Source organism: Ruegeria sp. BC3 (genome assembly GCF_056539265.1).
Window position 1 is genome coordinate 565,126 of record NZ_JBQFUP010000001.1, and the last position, 18,695, is coordinate 583,820.

16 protein-coding genes and 1 tRNA gene are annotated in these 18,695 nt (G+C 58.7%); 11 read left to right on the plus strand and 6 right to left on the minus strand.

What is annotated here, in order from left to right; translation table 11 throughout:
• Positions 1–190 precede the first annotated feature (190 nt).
• The 3 genes from ACR0MV_RS02775 (at position 191) to cls (ending at position 4,287) form a co-directional block, all read left to right on the plus strand.
• A complete protein-coding gene (locus ACR0MV_RS02775) occupies positions 191–1,801 on the plus strand; it encodes an arylsulfatase (RefSeq protein WP_480700901.1) in 1,611 nt (536 codons plus the stop codon).
• Positions 1,802–1,874: 73 nt separating this feature from the next.
• The gene (locus ACR0MV_RS02780) at positions 1,875–2,849 is read left to right on the plus strand and encodes an HAD family hydrolase (RefSeq protein WP_480700902.1); all 975 of its coding nucleotides are present in this window, start codon (positions 1,875–1,877) and stop codon (positions 2,847–2,849) included.
• A 25-nt stretch (positions 2,850–2,874) separates the two neighbouring features.
• Positions 2,875–4,287: a cardiolipin synthase gene (gene cls / locus ACR0MV_RS02785; RefSeq protein ID WP_480700903.1), complete on the plus strand. Its 1,413-nt coding sequence runs from the start codon at positions 2,875–2,877 to the stop codon at positions 4,285–4,287.
• Here the strand turns inward: cls and ACR0MV_RS02790 are convergent.
• On the minus strand, positions 4,284–4,718 hold the full coding sequence (locus ACR0MV_RS02790; protein ID WP_170424628.1) for an ion channel: 435 nt from the start codon (positions 4,716–4,718) through the stop codon (positions 4,284–4,286). The genes cls and ACR0MV_RS02790 overlap by 4 nt on opposite strands.
• 170 nt (positions 4,719–4,888) lie before the next feature.
• Between ACR0MV_RS02790 and ACR0MV_RS02795 the strand changes: the two genes are divergently transcribed.
• The 4 genes from ACR0MV_RS02795 to ACR0MV_RS02810 all read left to right on the plus strand — a co-directional run bounded on the left by ACR0MV_RS02795 (position 4,889) and on the right by ACR0MV_RS02810 (position 9,860).
• A complete protein-coding gene (locus tag ACR0MV_RS02795; RefSeq protein WP_170463565.1) occupies positions 4,889–5,536 on the plus strand; it encodes an ABC transporter ATP-binding protein in 648 nt (215 codons plus the stop codon).
• Complete coding sequence (locus tag ACR0MV_RS02800; RefSeq protein WP_480700904.1) at positions 5,533–7,947, plus strand: ABC transporter permease; 2,415 nt, start codon at positions 5,533–5,535, stop codon at positions 7,945–7,947. The genes ACR0MV_RS02795 and ACR0MV_RS02800 overlap by 4 nt, the downstream gene beginning before the upstream one ends.
• Positions 7,937–8,977: a lipocalin-like domain-containing protein gene (locus tag ACR0MV_RS02805; RefSeq protein WP_480700905.1), complete on the plus strand. Its 1,041-nt coding sequence runs from the start codon at positions 7,937–7,939 to the stop codon at positions 8,975–8,977. The genes ACR0MV_RS02800 and ACR0MV_RS02805 overlap by 11 nt, the downstream gene beginning before the upstream one ends.
• Before the next feature lie 67 nt (positions 8,978–9,044).
• Entirely contained in the window at positions 9,045–9,860 is an 816-nt protein-coding gene (locus ACR0MV_RS02810) for a sugar phosphate isomerase/epimerase family protein (RefSeq protein ID WP_480700906.1), read from the plus strand.
• A gap of 2 nt (positions 9,861–9,862) precedes the next feature.
• Here the strand turns inward: ACR0MV_RS02810 and ACR0MV_RS02815 are convergent, their stop codons facing one another.
• The 3 genes from ACR0MV_RS02815 to ACR0MV_RS02825 form a co-directional block, all read right to left on the minus strand.
• Positions 9,863–10,294 carry a universal stress protein gene (locus ACR0MV_RS02815; protein WP_170424618.1) on the minus strand — a complete coding sequence of 144 codons (432 nt, stop codon included), beginning with the start codon at positions 10,292–10,294 and terminating at the stop codon, positions 9,863–9,865.
• Positions 10,291–12,903 carry a TRAP transporter permease gene (locus tag ACR0MV_RS02820; protein WP_480700907.1) on the minus strand — a complete coding sequence of 871 codons (2,613 nt, stop codon included), beginning with the start codon at positions 12,901–12,903 and terminating at the stop codon, positions 10,291–10,293. The genes ACR0MV_RS02815 and ACR0MV_RS02820 overlap by 4 nt, the downstream gene beginning before the upstream one ends.
• Before the next feature lie 100 nt (positions 12,904–13,003).
• Positions 13,004–13,972: a TAXI family TRAP transporter solute-binding subunit gene (locus ACR0MV_RS02825; protein ID WP_170424614.1), complete on the minus strand. Its 969-nt coding sequence runs from the start codon at positions 13,970–13,972 to the stop codon at positions 13,004–13,006.
• Between the two features lie 414 nt (positions 13,973–14,386).
• Between ACR0MV_RS02825 and ACR0MV_RS02830 the strand changes: the two genes are divergently transcribed.
• Positions 14,387–15,856 carry a BCCT family transporter gene (locus ACR0MV_RS02830; protein WP_480700908.1) on the plus strand — a complete coding sequence of 490 codons (1,470 nt, stop codon included), beginning with the start codon at positions 14,387–14,389 and terminating at the stop codon, positions 15,854–15,856.
• 136 nt (positions 15,857–15,992) lie between these two features.
• Here the strand turns inward: ACR0MV_RS02830 and ACR0MV_RS02835 are convergent.
• Positions 15,993–16,078 (minus strand) — tRNA-Leu (locus ACR0MV_RS02835).
• 146 nt (positions 16,079–16,224) lie between these two features.
• Between ACR0MV_RS02835 and ACR0MV_RS02840 the strand changes: the two genes are divergently transcribed.
• Positions 16,225–16,803, plus strand: a complete 579-nt coding sequence (locus tag ACR0MV_RS02840; RefSeq protein ID WP_480700909.1) for a YqaA family protein — start codon at positions 16,225–16,227, stop codon at positions 16,801–16,803.
• The gene (locus ACR0MV_RS02845; RefSeq protein ID WP_480700910.1) at positions 16,800–17,264 is read left to right on the plus strand and encodes a disulfide bond formation protein B; all 465 of its coding nucleotides are present in this window, start codon (positions 16,800–16,802) and stop codon (positions 17,262–17,264) included. The genes ACR0MV_RS02840 and ACR0MV_RS02845 overlap by 4 nt, the downstream gene beginning before the upstream one ends.
• Before the next feature lie 3 nt (positions 17,265–17,267).
• Here the strand turns inward: ACR0MV_RS02845 and ACR0MV_RS02850 are convergent, their stop codons facing one another.
• The gene (locus ACR0MV_RS02850) at positions 17,268–17,855 is read right to left on the minus strand and encodes an HNH endonuclease (RefSeq protein WP_170424606.1); all 588 of its coding nucleotides are present in this window, start codon (positions 17,853–17,855) and stop codon (positions 17,268–17,270) included.
• Positions 17,856–18,067: 212 nt separating this feature from the next.
• On the opposite strand from ACR0MV_RS02850, the gene ACR0MV_RS02855 reads away from it, so the two are divergent.
• A complete protein-coding gene (locus tag ACR0MV_RS02855; protein ID WP_480700911.1) occupies positions 18,068–18,673 on the plus strand; it encodes an rRNA large subunit pseudouridine synthase E in 606 nt (201 codons plus the stop codon).
• The last annotated feature ends 22 nt before the right edge of the window (positions 18,674–18,695 follow it).

Genomic DNA, 18,695 nt, shown 5'->3' on the forward strand with positions numbered 1-18,695 from the left:
TCAATCTCATCATATGATAGGTTTCGAGACATTGTCATAGCCTAAGGTAAGGCTATTCGATTCTCGACGTAATGCGAATTTTTCCTGCCGGGAATCAATACCTTGTTGGCCGATCTCAAAAGATAATGATCGCCTTCAATTACTTTTACTTCAACGGGTCATTAAGACCCGGTCAGTTCAGGAGCAAACTATGTCACCACCTCGTTCGATTACAGAAAGTTGGCGCAGCACGATACGCAAATTCGCTGTAGCTTCGGTCGCTGTTGCACTGGCCCTGCCCGCATGGGCACAGGATCAAAAGCCCAACATCCTGGTTATCTGGGGTGATGATATCGGTCAGTCGAACATCTCGGCCTACACAATGGGCCTGATGGGCTATCAGACGCCGAACATCGACCGCGTTGCGAAAGAGGGCATGATCTTCACCGACTATTATGGCGAGCAGTCCTGCACCGCCGGCCGGTCTTCGTACATCATGGGTCAGTCGGTATTCCGCACGGGTCTGTCGAAAGTTGGCTTACCCGGTGCCGATCTGGGGATGCAGGTCGAAGATCCGACCATCGCAGGCCTGCTGAAAGACCACGGTTACGTGACCGGTCAGTTTGGCAAGAACCACCTTGGCGACAAGGATGAGCACCTGCCGACAAACCACGGATTTGATGAGTTTTTCGGGAACTTGTATCACCTGAATGCGGAAGAAGAGCCGGAAAACGAAGACTATCCCGGCGACATGGTTCTGGCTGATGGCCGCACCTTCCGCGAGGCCTATGGCCCGCGCGGTGTGATCAAGTCCAAGGCGGACGGCACAATCGAAGACACCGGCCCGCTGACTCGTAAGCGCATGGAAACGGTGGACGATGAAACCGTTGCTGCTGCAATCGACTTCATCAAACGCGCACATGAACAGGGTCAGCCCTTCTATGTCTGGTGGAACGGTACGCGCATGCACTTCCGCACCCACGTCAAAGATGAAATGCGCCAACAGGCCAACGAGATCTTTGGTGGCGTTGCGGACGAGTACACCGCCGGCATGATCGAGCACGACATGCATGTCGGACAACTGCTTGATCTGTTGGACGAACTGGGCATTGCCGATAATACCATCGTTCACTACTCGACCGATAACGGCCCGCACATGAACACATGGCCGGATGCCGCGGCAACGCCGTTCTGGGGTGAAAAGAACACCAACTGGGAAGGCGGCTGGCGCGTTCCGTCGATGGTTCGCTGGCCCGGTCAGATCGAAGCCGGATCGGTCACCAACGAGATCGTGCACCACATGGACTGGCTGCCGACCTATCTGGCGGTTGCTGGCGATCCCGACATCAAGGAAAAGCTGAAAGCTGGCTATAGCTCGTCAGGTATGGGCCGCGATTACAAGGTGCATCTGGATGGCTACAACATCCTGCCCCTGTTGACCGGCGAAACCACAGAAAGCCCGCGCTCTGAGATCTTCTATTTCTCGGATGACGGCGACCTGACAGCGCTGCGCTATGACGACTGGAAGCTGATCTTCCTTGAGCAGAAAGCCTGGGCGACGCTGCGCGCATGGATCGAACCCTGGACCGAGCTGCGCATCCCGCTGATCGTGAACCTGCGTCGCGACCCGTATGAGCGCGCCTATCGCACGTCCAACACCTACTATGACTGGCTGCTGGATCGCGCGTATTTCCTGGTTCCGGCCCAGCAATACGTAGGTAGCTTCCTCGCAACCTTCGAGGAATTCCCACCGCGCCAGAAAGCGGCAAGCTTCAACCTGGATCAGGTGATGCAGAAACTGGAAACACCGACAAACAACTAAGTCGCGTGTAAATCCAAACCGGGCCGCCACTTCTTTGGCGGCCCTTTTTTTCTTGAATGTGAATGAGCTTCCAATGCGACATCTACTTCTCACCGCTGTGCTTGCCTGCGCCCCGCTATCCCTGCTTGCCGACCCGCTGCCCAGTTGGAACGACACCGACAACAAAGACCGGATCATCGACTTTGTCGCGGCCGTCACCGACCCAGAACGGCCTGAATACGTGACGCCTGCCGAACGGATCGCCGTTTTCGACAATGATGGCACGCTCTGGGCCGAACAACCCGTGTATTTCCAACTGTTTTTTGCCATGGACCGGCTGGCTGAATTGGCCGCAGACGATCCATCGATCCTGACCTCTCCGACATTGCAGGCCGCAGCTGACGGGGACCTGAACACCGTGCTGCAAGGCGGCCATGATGCCCTGATTGAGGTTGTAAATGCTTCGCACTCGGGCGTTTCGGTGGACGAATTTCAGGACGCAGTCGCCGACTGGCTGGAGACCGCCCGCCACCCCGAAACCGATATGCCCTATGATCAGATGACCTATCAACCGATGGTCGAGCTGCTGCGTTATCTGCGCGACGAAGGCTTCAAGACATACATTGTTTCTGGCGGCGGACTGCACTTCATGCGCGTTTTCGCCGAAGAGGCCTATGGCATCCCACCCGAACAGGTTCTGGGCACATACACCGGTACTGCCTATGACAGCGCTGACGGCACTCCGGTCATCACCAAAACCCCTGATATCGCCTTTGTGGACGACAAAGAGGGCAAACCGATTAATATCGAACGCACCATCGGCAGGCGCCCGATCTTGGCGGGTGGCAACTCGGACGGTGATTTTGCGATGATGGAGTGGACCACGGCGGGCGACGGACCGCGGTTGGGCGTTCTGGTGCATCATACAGATGCCGAGCGTGAATGGGCCTATGACCGCGAAAGCCCGATTGGCAAGTTGGTCGATGGTCTGGACAAAGGTCCCGAAATGGGGTGGGTGATCGTAGATATGGCGCAAGACTGGTCACGCATCTACACTGGGGCGAACTGAACCGTCTTCGGAGTCCGATAACCCCATGTGGACATTGCTTGTTTCCGTATCCGTCTTTGCGCTTTATGCCACGGCAATTGTCTTCGCGGTTCGCGCGGCCCAAACCGCGCGAACCCCTCAGGGTGCGGTCGGTTGGGTGGTCTTTCTGATCGCTGCTCCGGTGTTCGGCGTGCCGCTATATCTGTTTCTGGGGCACCACCGGTTCCGCGGCTATCGGATCGCTCGGAAGGAAAGCCAGCGCGTGGTCGAAGGGATCAAAACCTTCGCTGACTACTCGAAACCGAACGCAGATAAGATGCTGATCAACCCGCGCCCCTTCGAGGCACTGGCACACATGCCCGTCTCGCGCGGGAACGGGGCCGAGTTGCTGGTCGATGGGCAGGCCACATTCGACGCGATTTTCGAGGCCATCGACGCGGCACAGGTTTACGTTCTCATTCAGTTCTACATCGTGCGGGACGATGCGCTGGGTCAGCAGCTTAAAGACAAACTGATCGCAGCAGCCAAACGTGGTGTCAGCGTCCGGTTCATGATGGACGCAGTAGGCAGCTATGCCCTGACCACCGAATATATCGAGGAAATGCGTGACGCCGGTATCGCGGTCGTGGACCCCAGCGAGCAGCGCGGGCCGAAATTCCGGTTTCAGCTGAATTACCGAAATCACCGCAAGACGGTCATCATCGACGGTGAGACGGGCTTTATCGGTGGGCATAATGTGGGGGTCGAGTATCTGGGCCAAGACCCGCATTTCGGGCGCTGGCGCGACACACATATCAAGATGACCGGCCATATCGTTCGGCAATTGCAGCTCATTTTCATCGAGGATTGGCACTGGGCACATGAAGAAGATCTGATCGACCAGTTGGACTGGGCCGGTACGGTATCCGATCAGGACATGAACGCTTTGCTGGTGGCGACCGGACCGGGGGACGAGACCGAAACCGGGGCGATGATGTTCTTTGCCGCCATCACCGAGGCGCAGCACAGAATCTGGATCGCATCGCCCTACTTCGTGCCTGATATCGACATTATGACGGCCCTGAAACATGCCGCCATGCGCGGCGTTGATGTGCGTATCCTTGTGCCAGATACTATCGACCACCGCTTGCCCTGGTTGGCTGCCTTTGCCTATTTCGATGAAATCCGAGCCTGCGGCGCGCAGGTCTTGCGCTATACTGACGGCTTCTTGCACCAGAAAGTATTCCTGGTTGATGACGCACTGGCGGCTGTCGGGACTACCAACCTGGACAATCGATCTTTTCGTTTGAATTTCGAGGCTATGGCGCTGTTCTTTGATGCGCAGGCCGCGGCCGCCCTTGCCGCGATGCTGGAGGACGATTTTGCAAACAGCTATGAGTTATCACGCACGCTTGCGCAGCAACCGGTCCATATCCGCCTCGGTGCACCGCTAGCGCGGCTGTTCGCGCCGATCCTTTAGGACATGAACCGTTCCTGAAACACGCGGGTCATCAGGGCGACCATGTAGGCGGTAGACAAACCAAACGCCAACAGACCCGTGACCGCCGCGAAGGTGCCGAATATCCGCAAATCCTCGCCCAGTACGATGTCGCCGTAGCCGAGCGTTGTGAACGACACCAATGAGAAATACAGCGCCGTGTTCCAATCCGGCAGAACGTCGTACATGACCCAGACGATCGCCCAGATCCAGACCTGAATGGTGTGGGTCAGAACGATGAAGGCCAGCGCGGTCGCAATCGGACCCGCTGTCGCCAAGATGACGCCCTTGTTCTCCCATCGTTCGATCAGCTTGTTTATCATGACGGTGCACAGGGTCAGCAGGATGATCTCGACCAGAAAGCACAGCCCCAGAAACAAGCTGCCCCAAAGGATTTGCTGCGACAAGGTCATGTTTTTTCATCCTGATTTCTAATGACCACAAACAGTGCCACAATGACCCGCGCAGGCCTGTGACACAACCCGCCCCGATCCGGGCAGAGTGCGGCGAAAGGAACCGATCCATTGTCACCACTGGACAGTCGGCGAAACTGTTGCAAATCCTACTGAAAATGGGGACCAACATGCTTCTGACATTTGACAGGGTTCAGAAATCCTATCCCGGCGGACGCCCGGTATTGCGCGACGTGTCGTTGACATTGGATCGTGGGCAGACGCTGGCCCTGACCGGCGAAAGTGGCAGCGGCAAAAGCACTCTGCTGAACCTGGCGGCGGCCCTCGACACCGTGGATGGCGGAGAAATCACTCTGGATGGCACAGCCCTGTCGCAATTGGATGATCCGGGGCGCGCGGCATTGCGCCGAAGCGCGCTATCCTTGGTGTTTCAGCAGTTCAACCTGATCCCGTCTTTGACCGTAGATCAGAACCTGTCCTTTCATGCCCGGCTTGCGGGATGCCACGACCCCGAATGGAGCGCGCATCTGGCCCAGCGGCTGGGTCTGTCCGACTTGCTGCAACGCTACCCCGAGAATCTCTCGGGTGGTCAGCAGCAACGCGTCGCCATCGGTCGCGCCATGGCCGCCCGACCGAAACTGCTGTTGGCGGATGAGCCAACAGGGAACCTGGATGAAACCGCCAGTGCAACGGTGCTGGACCTGATGCTGTCTTTGGTCGCGGACACTGGCGCCGCTTTGCTGTTGGTCACGCACTCTGCCGAGATTGCGGGGCGTCTTGATCGCCGCGTGCACCTGTCGGGTGGGCACATCGCATGACACTGGCCGTCATTCAGGCGCTGGCGTCGCATTGGCGGGCGCATCGGCTGCAACTGGCGACGCTGTTGATTGGCCTTGCTTTGGCGACCGGGCTTTGGTCGGCGGTGCAGGCCATCAACGCAGAGGCGCGCGCCAGCTACGAGCGCGCCGCCGATCAGTTGGCTCTGGGCCAATATGACGAGTTGCACAACGCAAGTGGCGCAATCCCCCTGTCGCAATACGTCGCGTTGCGGCGGGCGGGCTGGCAGGTCGCGGCGGTGTTGGAAGGTCCCTTGCGGGTCAATGGGCGTACCCTACGACTTTTGGGTGTCGACTTTGTCGCCTATCCCGCGCTGCCCGCGGTCGCCGAGGTTGAACAAAGCGAGACGCCCCCGGACCCTGCCGATCTGCTGACCGCGCCGGGCCGATTGCTGACCACTCCGGAAGTGCAGCCCCTGCTGTCCACCCAACCGGGCTTACCGCCAGTCCTGATTAGCAATTCCTTACCGCCCGACCTGATCCTCACCGATATTGGCGTAGCAGAGGTTCTGCTGGACCGGCCCGGAGAGATCTCGCGCCTGATCATTTTACCTGGACAACCGGGCTCTGTTCCTCCGCTGTCCGAGATCGCACCGGGCTTACAGCGCGTCGCCGCAGCATCACAGCTGGATACAGCCCAGTTGACAGACAGTTTCCACCTCAACCTATCCGCCTTTGGCTTACTCTCATTCGCGGTCGGCCTCTTCATCGTGCATGGCACAGTCGGGCTGGCCTTTGCCCAACGACGGGGGATGATCCGTACCTTGCGCGCGCTGGGGGTCTCGATGCGGCGACTGGTCTGGCTGATCATGGCCGAACTTTCGATCCTTGCTATCATCGGCGGGGTATTGGGTCTGGTGCTGGGCTTCTTTCTGGCAGGCGCGCTGCTGCCGGATGTCGCGGCAACGCTGCGCGGGCTCTACGGCGCGCCGGTGAGCGGTCAGATTACCCTGCAACCGCAATGGGCATTGGCCGGGCTAGCCATGGCCTTGGGCGGCACCTTTCTGGCCAGTGGGCATGCCTTGTATCGCCTGTCCCGGATGCCAATCCTCAGCGGAGCGGGGCTGCAGGCCTGGCGCAGCGCGGCCTCGGGCAACTGGCTTGTCGCACTTGCAGGCTTAGCTGCTATTGCGGGCGGAGTACTGGCCCTGCTGCTGATAGGAGGATTGGTTGCAGGTTTCATCATGGTCGGTGGGCTGCTGGTCGGGGCCGCGCTGGTGCTGCCCTATCTGTTGTCGCGTGTACTGATCCTGATGCAACGCGTCGCAAAGGGGCCCGTTGCGCAATGGGTCTGGTCAGACATGCGCGCGCAATTGCCCGGACTGTCGCTGGCCTTGATGGCCTTGCTGCTGGCTCTGGCCGCGAATATCGGTGTAGGCACAATGGTTTCCAGCTTTCGGTTGACCTTTACAGGTTGGCTGGACCAACGCCTGACGTCCGAAGTCTATGTGACCGCAAACGATGACCAGCAAGGGCTGCGGATCGCAGAATGGTTGGCCCCGCAGGTGAATGCAGTTCTTCCGATCCGCAATGTCGAGCTGGCGCATTCATCAGGACCGCTGTTCCTCTATGGCATTATCGACGACGAGACCTATCGCGAGAAATGGCCTCTGATCGCCTCGGTGGACGGCGTTTGGGATCAAGTCCTTGACGGATCTGCCGTGTTGATCAACGAACAGCTCGCGCGTCGCGAGAACCTTTGGCCCGGCGATACCCTGGCGCTGACCCAGTCCGTCACATTGCCCATCGCCGGGGTCTATTCCGACTATGGCAACCCGACAGGCCAAGCCATCGTGTCGATGCCGCAACTGGATGCGATCGCTCCGGGCGCTGAAACGCGGCGGTTTGGTATTCGTATGGACCCGGATCGCGCGACCGAAAAGACGCAGAGGCTGCGTGAGCAATTCGACCTGCCGCCGCGCGCCGTCATCCAACAGGCGGCGCTAAAGGCACAGTCGATGGCCGTATTTGAAAAGACATTTGTGGTAACCTCGGCCCTGAATATCCTGACGCTGGGTGTTGCAGGGTTTGCCATCCTGACCAGTCTGCTTACCTTGTGGACCCAACGCTTGCCGCAAATTGCGCCTGTCTGGGCGCTGGGGCTTACGCGTGCCGAACTAGCCCGGCTTGAGCTGTTGCGCAGTGTTTTGCTGGCCGCGATGACCGCGGTTTTGGCATTGCCGCTGGGTCTGGCGTTGGCCTGGACCCTGCTGGCCGTCATCAATGTTGAGGCCTTTGGCTGGCGCCTGCCCATGTTCCTGTTCCCGGCTGATTGGATCTATCTTTTCGGTCTGACCCTGCTGGCCGCTGCCGTCGCAGCCGCCCTGCCCGCCGCCCGCCTGCTGCGCCTGCCGCCAGCGGATTTATTGAGGGTTTTCGCCAATGAACGTTAAGGTCTGGTTTCTCATCCTCGTGCTCGCCCTGCCCGGATTTGCCCGCGCTCAAGGTTACGCCGGTCTTGGCGGCTCTGCCGAAGGGTTCGCGGTGCCGCAGGCCGGCTATCAGTTTCAGTTCCCTCAGGATCACGGCCCCCATCCAGCCTATCGGATCGAGTGGTGGTACCTGACCGCAAACCTCAAGGGCGAGGACGGGCGCGATTATGGCATTCAGTGGACGTTATTTCGGTCGGCGTTGAAGCCAGAGGAGACAGGCGGTTGGCAAAGCCCCCAGATCTGGATGGGGCACGCGGCTGTAACCACGCCGGACAAGCACTATTTTGCAGAACGTCTCTCGCGTGGTGGGATCGGTCAGGCCGGGGTAACGGCTGCGCCTTTTGAAGCATGGATTGATGAATGGCATATGCGCGGCCCGGACCCGAACAACGTCATCCTGTCGGCGAATGGCGCTGATTTTGGCTATGACCTCAAGCTCGACGCCCAGGGGCCGCTGGTGTTTCACGGTCAGGATGGCTACTCGGTTAAATCCGCAGATGGTCAGGCCAGCTATTACTATTCCCAGCCGTTCTATCAGGTCGAAGGCGTTCTGCGTCTTCCAGATGGCGAAGTCGAGGTCACCGGGCAAGGCTGGTTGGATCGCGAATGGTCCTCGCAGCCTTTGGCCGCGGATCAAAGCGGGTGGGATTGGTTTTCGCTCAGCTTTGATGAGGGTGACAAGATGATGGCCTTTCGTCTGCGCGGAGACCGCGGAGACTTCACGGCAGCCACGTGGATCGCTGCCGATGGCACAACAACTGCAATCCCTGACGGCTCGGTCGCTTTCGAACCCCTTGCCACTGCCCCGGTCGCTGGCCGCGACGTCCCCATAACGTGGCGCGTCACTCTGCCCTACCGCAATCTGGACGTCGAAGTCTCGGCGCTGGTGCCCGACGCGTGGATGGCCACTCGATTCGAGTACTGGGAAGGCCCGGTCCAGATCAGCGGCAGCCATTCAGGCCGGGGATACCTTGAAATGACCGGTTACTGATCCCCTGTCGCCCTTCTGTCACACGCCGGCTCTATCAAGGCGGCGACCAAGAAAGGGCAAAGATTTCATGACCAAACTGAAAGTAGGCGCGGCGCTGATGGTTGCTGATCTGGCAGCGCATCGGGACTGGTTGATCGACGGGCAGCGCGACCTGGAGATTCAGGATTTTCTGCTCCCTGATAATCTCGGAGACGCGGCTGACCCTCTGATAGAAATGGCGAAATCCGCCCTCACGGGATATACCGGGCGACTTGGCATCCACGGGCCGTTTTATGACCTGCCCTTAGATTGCCGTGACCCAGAAATCCGCGCTGTTATCCAGAAACGAATTAACCAGGGGTTGGACGTCGCAACGCGCTTGGGGGCGACGCAAATGGTTGTGCATTCCCCTTACACCACATGGGACCACAACAACCTGAACATGACCCTCAACGCTCGGCAAAACCAAATGTTACGGGTGCATGAAACCATGAACCCGATTGTCGAGCGCGCCCAGACGCACGGTGTCGAGTTGGTGATCGAAAACATCGAAGACATTGACCCGACCTATCGCGTCGATTTAGCCGAAAGCTTCGGTTCGAAATATGTGCGCGTTTCGCTGGACACCGGACATGCGCACTATGCGCATGGCTCAAACGGCGCGCCGCCGGTCGACTACTACGTTCGGGCCGCTGCCGATAAACTTGCCCATGTGCACCTGCAGGACGCAGACGGCTATGCCGACCGCCATTGGCGCCCCGGTCAGGGCAGCGTCAATTGGCAGCCGGTTTTTGAGGCGCTGGTTGACTGTGCGCCCCAAGCACGGCTGGTGCTGGAATTGCGTGACAGCAAAGACGTTTTGCCGGGCTTTGAGCACCTGTGCGCCCTTGGCCTGGCCGAGTAACCTCAGCGCACCACGTAGACCGAGACGTTCGAATGCCGCACCACACGCGCGGCATTCGGGCCCAGCAAGTAATCCTTGAAGTCCGGTTTGTGCGCCCCGATCACAATCAGATCGCTGCCTGCGCTTTCTGCGGTTTTTAGGATTTCCTGATAGGCAGTGCCCGTTGCGACCACATGTCGGATCTTTTGGTTCCGCTCGGCCCCGACGGTTGCGACACACATCTCGGCCAGCTTAGAATGCGCCTCTTCCATCGCCTTGTCGTGGAAATCGCTTTCGAAAAAGCCGGACACCCAGCTTTCTCCGAAATCCGGCAGGACGGTCACCACATCCAGCTGTGCGTTCTCTTGATCTGCCAGCGCAGCCGCCTTTTTCAGAACCGGTGAATCAAGATCACCATTGCTGATGTCGACAGCACAAAGAACAGCGTTTGTCATGCGGGCACCTCTTCTTTTCTGGCGGCACGGCTGCGTTGCAGGAAAGCGATCAGACCCAGCAACAGCATTGCCGGAATGTAGATCAGCTGCTTCGGCGGCTGGCTGGACGGCAGGCTGACCGAGGTCAGGCGCACGGCCTCATCCCCATAGTAGTCAAAGATGTCCAGATCGTCGGCAACCGGGGATCCAAACATCGGTTCTTCAAGTTTGACCAACCCGTCTTCTTCGATCAGCAACAGACCCATCGCATCAACGCGCGCTTGGCCACCTTCTTCGCTGCCAACAGGCACGACGACTGTGGTGTCCGTCATTTCCAGCGTGTCGAAGTCCGGCCCGCTGATCACCATCCGCACTTCGGTGCCCGGTGGTGTTTGCCCTATCGTCTCGACAAAGGCAGACGGCTCGACCGAGGTGAAGGGTGGAGAAATCCGGTCCATGAAGAAATCCGGCCTGAACAGGGCAAAGGCCACAAAGATCAGCGCGACGCTTTCGTAGATACGGCTATGGGTCAGGAAGTAACCCATTGTACCTGCGGTAAAGACCAGGATGGCAATGGTGGCAAATATCGCCACTGTTATCCCCTCGATCCAGGTTACATCGATCAGCAGCAGGTCGGTGTTGAAGATGAACACGAACGGCAAGGCAACGGTGCGCAGCGAGTAGAAGAACGCCGTAAAGCCCGTCTTGATCGCATCGCCACCCGATACAGCGGCCGCTGCAAAACTGGCGAGCCCAACCGGCGGAGTCACGTCCGCCATGATCCCGAAATAGAACACGAACAGGTGCACCGCGATCAGCGGCACGATCAACCCGCTCTGCGCGCCCAGTTCGACAACCACACCCGCCATCAGCGAGCTGACCACGATGTAATTCGCGGTGGTCGGCAGGCCCATGCCAAGGATCAAGCTGAGCAGGCCGACCATCACCAGCATCAGGATCAGATTGCCGCCCGACAGGAACTCGACCAGATCGGCCATTACCTGCCCCACACCGGTCAGGGTCACGGTGCCCACGATCACGCCGGCCGTGGCCGTGGCCAGAGCGATCCCGATCATGTTGCGCGCGCCGTCAATCAGGCCCTGCCACAGGTCGGCAACGCCATCGATGAAGGTGTTGTAGACGTTGCTTTGCCCGCGGAAGATCGCCTTGAGCGGTTTCTGCGTCAGCAGGATCACGAACAACAGTGCCGTCGCCCAGAAGGCGGACAGGCCGGGCGATTTCTGTTCGATCATCAGGAAGTAGACCAGCACGATGATCGGCAGCAGATAGTGTAGACCGGCTTTATAGATCTCCGCGATGACGGGCAGTTGCACCTCTTTCGCGTTTGGATCGTCCGGCTCAAGGTCCGGCACGGTTGCGGCCAGCTTCAGCAGCACCACGTAAACAGCGCAGACGATCAGGCTGAGGATCAGACCGGCCATGGACGGCACCCAATTGGTCACTGCTTCGACCGGGAATTGCGAGCCGTAACAGAGGCCAGCAAAAACCAGGAAGAAGGACAGCATCCCCACAACGGTCCGTGCCAGATGCACGTCGCGGTCGCCCAGCGTGGGCATGTTCCGCTTAACCGCCTCAAGGTGCACGATGTAGACCAGCGCGATGTAAGAGATCGCCGCCGGCAGGAAGGCGTGGGTGATCACCTCGACATAGGAGATGCCCACATATTCCACCATCAGGAAGGCAGCAGCACCCATAACGGGGGGCATGATCTGGCCGTTCACCGAACTGGCAACCTCAACCGATCCCGCCTGCTCACTGCTGAACCCAACGCGCTTCATCAGCGGGATGGTGAATGTGCCGGTGGTGACAACGTTGGCGATGGACGAGCCCGAGATCAGGCCGGTCGCCGCCGAGCCCACAACGGCCGCTTTGGCCGGACCACCGCGCAGGTGGCCCAGTGCGCCAAATGCCATTTTGATAAAGTAGTTCCCTGCTCCGGCCTTATCGAGCAAGGCTCCGAACAGCACGAACAGGAACACGAATTTCGTGGATACGCCAAGCGCGATACCAAACACGCCCTCGGACGTGATCCACATATGGCTCATCGCCTTTTTCAGGCTCGCGCCTTTCCAGCGGATCACCTCGGGCACCCAATCGGATGAGCCGAAGAAAACATAAGCCAGGAAGATCGTCGCAATGATCGCCATTGCCGGGCCAAGCGCGCGCCGCGCGGCCTCGAACAGCAATAGCAGGCCAAGCAATGCGACCCATTTGTCTGTGTCATCCGCAAGACCACCCGCATCGACGATCTTTTGGTAGAAGAAATAGCCGTACAGCGCGACAAACGCGCCCAGAAGGCCCATGATCCAATCCTGAATCGGGATGTGATCGCGTGGGCTTGACTTCAACGCCGGATAGGCCGCAAAGGCCAAGAACATCGCAAAGGCCAGATGGAACTGTCGCGCGTTGTTCACGATGCTGCCGGGCAGCACGTAATTCGCAAGGGGTGAGGCCAACACGACCTGAAAAATCGACCAGATTGCGGCGACGACGGCCAGAAATACTCCGACATTGCCGACCGGATTGCGTCCACCCGCATCGGACGAGGCTACAAGGTCCTGTAGTTCTTCTTCGGATAGCGGACGATTGGATTGTGTGTCGGAACTCATGAAATGTCTCCCCGTCGCGGCCTTTTCGGCCTTCTAATCCACCCGATTTATTCGGGCTTGGGTTGCAGGGCGCCCGTAGGCACCCTGCGTCAGGTCTGGCTTACTGAATCCAGCCTTTTTCTTTGTAGTACTTCTCGGCGCCCGGATGCAGCGGAGCCGACAGGCCGTCTGCAATCATTTCTTCGGGCTTGAGGTTGGCAAATGCCGGGTGCAGCTTTTTGAAGTCATCGAAGTTCTCGAAGACCGAGCTGACAACTGCATAAACCGCATCTTCCGACACGTCTGCCGAAGTCACGAAGGTCGCGCCAACACCAAAGGTCGAGGTGTCGCCATCCGAACCGCGATACATGCCACCGGGGATGGTTGCGGTGCGGTAGAACGAGTTGTCGTTGACTAGCTTGTCTACGGCTTCGCCGCTGACGTTCACCAGAACCGAGTCACATGCGGTGGTGGCTTCCTGGATCGAACCCGACGGGTGACCAACGGTGTAGACCATTGCGTCGATCTGGTTGTCGCACAAAGCCGCCGACTGTTCAGCCGCCTTCAGCTCGGTCGCCAGTTCGAAATCATCGGTGGACCAACCCATTTCGCCCAGCAGAACCTCCATGGTGCCGCGCTGACCGGAACCGGGGTTGCCGATATTGACGCGCTTGCCCTTCAGGTCTTCGAAGTTGGTGATGCCGGAGTCGGCACGCGCAACAACGGTGAACGGCTCAGGATGTACCGAGAAAACGGCGCGCAGGTTTTCGAAGGGGCCAGCCTCTTCAAATTTCGAGCTGCCGTTATAGGCGTGGTACTGCCAGTCGGACTGCGCAACACCGAACTCCAGCTCGCCTTCGCGAATGGTGTTGATGTTGTAGACCGAACCACCGGTCGACTCGACCGAGCAACGCACGCCGTGCTCTTTGCGGCCTTTGTTCACCAGACGGCAGATCGCGCCACCAGTCGGATAGTAAACGCCGGTCACGCCGCCGGTACCGATGGTGATGAATTCTTCTGCATAAGCGGCCGGAGCCATAAGTGCGGCAGTTACGACCGCGCCCAGGCTAAGCTTGCTGCTGTTTTTCATTTTTGAGAACTCCCAATTCTTATTGTGGATGAGAAACCGATCAGCGGCCCCCGTCCAGGGACCTTGCCGGTACGGCAAGCGCGCCCGTCTTGCAACGGGTCAAGCATCTGAAAATCAAAAGTCTCCCAACATATTTGACGTTTCATTCAGACACTCCGCTTGTCAACCCCCGCACCGGGCCAGACAGCGCGGATCGGCAGATGTGAAGACGTTTCCGAAACTTTCCCCCCTTTAAACACGGGTTTTGGCACCAATCGGTGCGACAGGCTTGGACCGAGCCGGTTCACGTTCGCTAACCACGCATAAACACTTTGAAACTTTAAAAGTCACAATCTAGGCTCAGTGCCACGACCAAGTGCTTCAAAGGACCGAACGAAAGGGCTCTGGACCGTGGACGGAAAATCTCCCAGCCCGATGCTTGTGATCGCCCTGGCGATCAGCGCGGCCATCGCGGCCTGGGGTATCGCCGACCCACACGGGCTGGGCCGTATCGCGGCCGCGGCCGTGGCGACACAGTTCAGCAGTCGTGGCTGGTTCATCATGCTCGAGGTTAGCGCGCTGTTGTTTGTGTCCCTATACCTTGCCCTGTCGCGGTTCGGAGACATTCGCCTTGGCCCCGACACCGCAGAGCCCGAATTCTCGACCCCTGCATGGATCGCAATGCTGTTTGCCGCTGGAATGGGCGTCGGGCTGCTGTTTTACGGGGCGGCGGAACCCCTGACCCATTACGAAGTTCTCCGCCAATACAGCCCAGACGCCAGGGCAGCCAGCCAGGCCATGTTCGTGACCTATCTGAACTGGGGTTTCCACGCTTGGGCCATCTACGGAATTGTCGGTCTGGTCATCGCCTATTTCGCCTATCGCCGCGGCCGCACCTTATTGCTAAGCGCCCCGGTTCTGGACGCATTGGGCGAGGCCCGCTGGACCAGAGCAATGGGCTGGCTTTTCGACCTGCTCTCGATCGTGGCCATCGCCGTCGGGCTGGCAGGGTCTTTGGCAATGGGCGTCTTTCAGATCCAGACCGGATTGGCAGGGCTGATCGGCGTCGACTCCCCTAGCGTTCTGACCCTGCCTGTCTTCGTTTTGCTGTGCATCGCATTCATCATCCCCCTGCGACGCGACCTGAGCGACGGGATGGCCCGGCTCTCGAATGCCGCGATGCTGATCGCAGTTGGGATGATGGTCTATCTTTTGGTGCTAGGCCCAACGTCCTACTTGATGGACGGCATCGTCACCGGATTTGGACGTTACCTGTTCGGCGTCCTGCCTGCAGGATTTTCGACAGCCGAGTTTTTTGACGACATTCTGGTCGGCTGGTTTCAGGGCTGGACGCTGAATTACATGATCTGGTGGTTGGCCTGGTCACCCTTTGTCGGCATCTTCATCGCCCGGATTTCACGCGGGCGCACGATCCGCGAATTCCTGATCGGAGTCGTCGTCACGCCTACCCTGTTTTCCATCCTGTGGTTCGGCGTGTTCGGAGGTCTGGGCTTTTTCGATGCGCTGCGGCAGGACGGAGCATTGTCCGCCGTCAACGCTGAAAACCTGGACGCCACCACATTTGCCCTGCTTGAACGATTTCCGCTGGATCCGATAACGCGAACCGCAACTATCGTGGCGGCGTTCCTGTTCGTGGTCACCAGCGTCGTCAGCGCAGGCTTCACCCTTGCAATGATAGGCGCTGACGGGGATGACAACCCTTCGCCCAGGCTTAGAACGATCTGGGGCATCATCCTTGGGGCATTGGGTCTGGCGATGATTTTGGTCGGTGACATATCATTGGTCAGGTCCATCATCGCACTGTCAGCGATCGCCTTCGTCTTTATCGTACCGATCCTGGTGATCTGCTTGTTCAAGAGCCTCAGGCGGGAGGGTAGAACATGAGCGGCCAATTCATTGACACCGCGCTCAACCTCAGCGTTTTCGCCTATATCGGCTTTTTGGTCTGGCTTGCCATGCGACCTGATCCGTGACCGCACCACACTGAAACTGCCGATCACACTAGTCGATAGATGCGATGTGGTGCCCAAGGAGAGACTCGAACTCTCACGCCCGTGAAGGCGGGGGATTTTGAATCCCCTGCGTCTACCATTCCGCCACTTGGGCCACGAACACTGGATTAGCGTCCAAGTTCAGGAAGGTCCAGAGGCAAAAAACAACCGATATTCAGTTTGTTTTACCTCCGTCCTGTTGACGGCCTGTCAGCCACATGGTTTGGCTGGCTCAACACGAGACTGGGATTTTAGCACCGGATGTTGCGATCACTCTATGACTGGACCATTCGTCTGGCCGAACACCCGCATGCCCTTTGGGCTTTGGCCATCGTGGCATTCATCGAAAGCTCGTTCTTTCCGATCCCCCCAGATGTTCTGATGATTCCCATGATCATTGCACGCCCCTCGCGCGCGTGGTTGATTGCATCGGTTGCACTGGTCGCTTCGGTTCTGGGTGGACTGCTGGGATACGCCATCGGTGCGTTCTTCTATGAGAGCATCGGCCAGCCCATCCTTGAATCCATGGGCAAAGCGGAAGCCATGGAGCAGTTCAACACCAAGTTCAACGATTTTGGCTTTTGGGCAGTGCTGGGCGCTGGAGTCACGCCTTTCCCGTACAAGGTTGTCACCATCATGTCAGGCTGGACGGGCATGCCCTTGGGCACGTTCATCGCCACGTCGATTCTGGCGCGCGCGCTTCGGTTCTTTATCGTCGCAGGCCTGCTTTGGGGCTTTGGCGAGCCCATTCGCGTCTTCATCGAAAAGCGTCTGGGTCTTATGTTTACTCTGTTTGTCATCCTGCTGTTCGGCGGGTTCTTGGCGGTGAGGTACCTATGACACGGAAGAGATTCCTGATCCTGATCGCTGCCGGTGGCTCGGCTGCACTATTGCTGGGGGCTTGGGGCTTCCAGCATCTGGGTGGCATGGCCCCGTGCAAAATGTGCATCTGGCAACGCTATCCACACGGCGCGGCAGTCGTGATTGGCGTGCTGGCTTTTGCCTTCCCTGGGATTCGCCCCCTGCCCCTTTTGGGCGCAATGGCAGCCATGGTCACAGCCGGGATTGGCGTGTTCCACGCTGGGGTCGAGCAGAAATGGTGGGAAGGCCCCAGCAGTTGCACGTCGGGCGATATCGGTGGTCTTTCGACACAAGAACTGATGGATCAGATTATGTCCGCGCCACTGGTCCGCTGCGACGAGATCCCTTGGGAGATGTTCGGCCTTTCCATGGCCGGGTGGAACGCCCTCATCTCGGCTGGTCTGGTTCTGGTCTGGCTGGCCGCATTCCGCGCCAAATAGAGATTAAAGCTCGTCCAGTTCCGCATCCCAGTAAAGAAAGTCGATCCAGCTGTCGTGCAGGTGGTTCGGCGGGAACTTGCGGCCGATATTCCGCAACGCCTCGGCATCGGGCTGACGCGGAGGCTTGCGCAGGGTCATCCCCGCCTGACGCAGCGATTTAGAACCTTTCTTGAGGTTGCAGGGGCTGCAAGCCGCAACCACATTCTGCCAACTGGTCACGCCACCCGCGGCACGGGGAACCACGTGGTCAAAGGTCAGATCTCCACGGCTTCCGCAGTACTGACAGCGGAATTCGTCCCTCAGAAATAAATTAAAGCGCGTGAAGGCCACGCGCTTTCTGGGTTTTACATAGTCTTTGAGAACAACGACCGACGGTATTCGGATCTCGGTACTCGGGCTTCGGACGACCTCGTCGTACTCAGCCACAATGTCCACCCTATCCAACCAGGCCGCCTTGATCGCTTCTTGCCAGGGCCACAGGGACAGTGGGTAATAAGACAAGGGGCGATAATCGGCGTTCAAAACCAATGCCGGATGATGCTTTAGCGCACCGGGTTCCCTGACAAATTCGGTCCTGAAGTCTCCATCCATATCAGAATCGCTCCTCGCTCTGCTCTGCCCGTTTTTGACATCAGAGCGGGGAACACCCGCCCCGGCCTTAAGATAACTATATATCGTGTTAAAACTCTGACAAGCCCTGAGTTTCCACAATATGTCGCAGACTGGGTAAGCCGAATCCGTAACAGGCACGTGACAGTTATCCACAGGTTGCACCAGTGTGGCCCGCGGGCTATGGCGAGGTCATGAGCTGGTTCATTCGATTCAACAAACCCTTCGACGTGCTGCCGCAGTTCACCGACCGCGCAAACGCGGATTCGCCGCGCAGCACTTTGTCGGATTTCATTGACCTGCCCGGTGTGTATCCCGCCGGGCGGTTGGATCGCGACAGCGAAGGACTGATGCTGTTGACCGACAACGGGAAGCTTCAGGCACAGATCTCTGACCCCAAGCACAAGATGGCGAAAACCTATTGGGTTCAGGTCGAAGGCCTGCCCGACGCAGCCTCTCTCAAAGCATTGCGCGACGGGGTCGAGCTGAAGGATGGGGTGACGCGTCCAGCCAAGGCCCGCTTGATCGACGAACCCGAGGGGCTGTGGCCGCGTAACCCTCCGATCCGAGTACGGCAGACGGTGCCTGATTGCTGGATTGAGCTTACGCTGCGCGAAGGCCGCAATCGGCAGGTTCGGCGCATGACTGCAGCTGTCGGCCATCCAACCCTGCGTCTGATCCGAGCGCGCATCGGCGATTGGACACTGGACGGGCTGGAACCCGGCCAATGGGACAGCTTGCCCGCACCCGCACTCAATTCCGCGCCGCAACGCAAACGGGATCGCCGCCCGCGCAGGTGACGAAAACGCCGGATTGTGATAG

What these genes read in the sequence shown, in the direction of transcription:
- ACR0MV_RS02775 (WP_480700901.1), top strand. Translation starts at nt 191, where the DNA reads ATGTCACCACCTCGTTCGATTACAGAAAGTTGGCGCAGCACGATACGC.
- ACR0MV_RS02780 (WP_480700902.1), top strand. Translation starts at nt 1,875, where the DNA reads ATGCGACATCTACTTCTCACCGCTGTGCTTGCCTGCGCCCCGCTATCC.
- cls (WP_480700903.1), top strand. Translation starts at nt 2,875, where the DNA reads ATGTGGACATTGCTTGTTTCCGTATCCGTCTTTGCGCTTTATGCCACG.
- ACR0MV_RS02790 (WP_170424628.1), bottom strand. Translation starts at nt 4,718, where the DNA reads ATGACCTTGTCGCAGCAAATCCTTTGGGGCAGCTTGTTTCTGGGGCTG.
- ACR0MV_RS02795 (WP_170463565.1), top strand. Translation starts at nt 4,889, where the DNA reads ATGCTTCTGACATTTGACAGGGTTCAGAAATCCTATCCCGGCGGACGC.
- ACR0MV_RS02800 (WP_480700904.1), top strand. Translation starts at nt 5,533, where the DNA reads ATGACACTGGCCGTCATTCAGGCGCTGGCGTCGCATTGGCGGGCGCAT.
- ACR0MV_RS02805 (WP_480700905.1), top strand. Translation starts at nt 7,937, where the DNA reads ATGAACGTTAAGGTCTGGTTTCTCATCCTCGTGCTCGCCCTGCCCGGA.
- ACR0MV_RS02810 (WP_480700906.1), top strand. Translation starts at nt 9,045, where the DNA reads ATGACCAAACTGAAAGTAGGCGCGGCGCTGATGGTTGCTGATCTGGCA.
- ACR0MV_RS02815 (WP_170424618.1), bottom strand. Translation starts at nt 10,294, where the DNA reads ATGACAAACGCTGTTCTTTGTGCTGTCGACATCAGCAATGGTGATCTT.
- ACR0MV_RS02820 (WP_480700907.1), bottom strand. Translation starts at nt 12,903, where the DNA reads ATGAGTTCCGACACACAATCCAATCGTCCGCTATCCGAAGAAGAACTA.
- ACR0MV_RS02825 (WP_170424614.1), bottom strand. Translation starts at nt 13,972, where the DNA reads ATGAAAAACAGCAGCAAGCTTAGCCTGGGCGCGGTCGTAACTGCCGCA.
- ACR0MV_RS02830 (WP_480700908.1), top strand. Translation starts at nt 14,387, where the DNA reads ATGCTTGTGATCGCCCTGGCGATCAGCGCGGCCATCGCGGCCTGGGGT.
- ACR0MV_RS02840 (WP_480700909.1), top strand. Translation starts at nt 16,225, where the DNA reads ATGTTGCGATCACTCTATGACTGGACCATTCGTCTGGCCGAACACCCG.
- ACR0MV_RS02845 (WP_480700910.1), top strand. Translation starts at nt 16,800, where the DNA reads ATGACACGGAAGAGATTCCTGATCCTGATCGCTGCCGGTGGCTCGGCT.
- ACR0MV_RS02850 (WP_170424606.1), bottom strand. Translation starts at nt 17,855, where the DNA reads ATGGATGGAGACTTCAGGACCGAATTTGTCAGGGAACCCGGTGCGCTA.
- ACR0MV_RS02855 (WP_480700911.1), top strand. Translation starts at nt 18,068, where the DNA reads ATGAGCTGGTTCATTCGATTCAACAAACCCTTCGACGTGCTGCCGCAG.